Below are 1,398 nucleotides of genomic sequence, written 5' to 3'. Positions count from 1 at the left end.
TAAAAACCAGCTGTTATATACTCCATTTCTGATTTATAAACTGAATATTTCATGATTCTATATCTTTTATTGTTATTCTTTATTTCCTTTTTGATGTTACAAATGTAACATATATATATCACATATACAAACAAATAGTGATAAACATTATCACTATTAACAAATATTAGTGATATATTTATATCACACTATTATAATAACCGTATTTTTGTAGAAAAAAGAAATATGAATAGAATAAAAGAAGTAATTAAGGAGAAAGGATATACAATAACAAGCCTTTCTGAAAAATTAGGAATTGCACGCGAAAGTCTTTCACGAATGCTTGTATCACCTTCATATCCAACTTTAGAAAAGATTGCCAGCGCCTTAGATGTCCCCACGTGGCAACTATTCGCATCCAGTCAGGAAGTACAGGAAACAAAAAATACGATAACCTGTCCCCATTGTGGCAAACCTATCGAATTAGAAGTCAAATAAAAAAAATCCCGGAGCTGTGAAAAGTTCCGGGATTCTTTTTCTAATAAAGTCGTTCACTTACGCCTCATAACGACTTTGTTCAATCCATTTCATAGCCTCCGAACCGTCGTTAAACGACCGCAACGTCAATTGGGAACCTTCGGAAGCGGTAAACGTCTTACCACCTTTCAGAAGGAAATTACCGCCAGCTTCCACCGTAGGCGCAACGCCCGAACATCCCATAAGGGTAATTACCGATCCATGACTTCCACCGGTAACACCGGCTATTTTGGCCGCACCTGCGGAAAGCTGGTACTGCCCGTCCGTCTGGTAATCTATATCTGTGGCTCCGGCTTCCACTACGGCCACCGGTTCTTCCAGGGTGTCGGTACCCCGGTAAATGGCGATATCATCCCCCTTGCTGATCTGGGTAAAAGTAAGTTCGTTCGTATTCGATTCATTGGAACCGGTATAAGAAACGGATAACTTACACGGGTTACAGGGTGTTCCGATCAGATCGGCAGGCTTTCCGCTACAATAACGGAGCACAACGATACATTTCTTAGACAGCCAGTTTGTCTTAAACTCGCGGATTTCCTGTTCATTACCGGGATGATTGAACTTAACGGAAGGCGTATAACCTTCGGCGTCCGTTTCCCCGTCACTGTTGGAACTGATTTCAGCTGTACCGGGTGTCAGGTAAATACCAATCGCGTAACGTCCCGCCTTCATTACGATATCATCCTCGATAACCACGCCGGCATCGTTTCTCTGCGGGAAGGAAAGAATATCGTCAACGTCGTAAATTACGAGCTGATCCTTGGGCTGAATGCCGTTACCGGGATTACCGGCCGGCCTTCTTACGCTTGCTTTTACGTATGTCATAACTTAATGATTTATAAGGTTATAAAATGGAAGGGATAAAGTACCCCTTCCGCTGAA

2 protein-coding genes are annotated in these 1,398 nt (G+C 42.0%); one reads left to right on the top strand and one right to left on the bottom strand.

What is annotated here, in order from left to right; all coding sequences use genetic code 11:
- Positions 1-225 precede the first annotated feature (225 nt).
- Positions 226-477 (top strand): helix-turn-helix domain-containing protein, encoded by a 252-nt coding sequence (locus NSB03_RS20620; RefSeq protein WP_024988911.1) that lies wholly within the window; start codon positions 226-228, stop codon positions 475-477.
- Positions 478-534: 57 nt separating this feature from the next.
- On the opposite strand, the gene NSB03_RS20615 is transcribed toward NSB03_RS20620, so the two are convergent.
- Entirely contained in the window at positions 535-1,341 is an 807-nt protein-coding gene (locus NSB03_RS20615) for a hypothetical protein (RefSeq protein WP_135999622.1), read from the bottom strand.
- Between the last annotated feature and the right edge of the window lie 57 nt (positions 1,342-1,398).

It is taken from the genome of Bacteroides acidifaciens, from assembly GCF_024623065.1.
Taxonomy (GTDB): Bacteria; Bacteroidota; Bacteroidia; order Bacteroidales; family Bacteroidaceae; genus Bacteroides; species Bacteroides acidifaciens.
Note: the sequence above shows the minus strand (reverse complement) of the source record. Positions and strands in the feature narration are given on the sequence as shown.

Bases quoted from the DNA above. Each gene is read 5' to 3' on its own strand.
- NSB03_RS20620 (WP_024988911.1), top strand. From the start codon at position 226: ATGAATAGAATAAAAGAAGTAATTAAGGAGAAAGGATATACAATAACA.
- NSB03_RS20615 (WP_135999622.1), bottom strand. From the start codon at position 1,341: ATGACATACGTAAAAGCAAGCGTAAGAAGGCCGGCCGGTAATCCCGGT.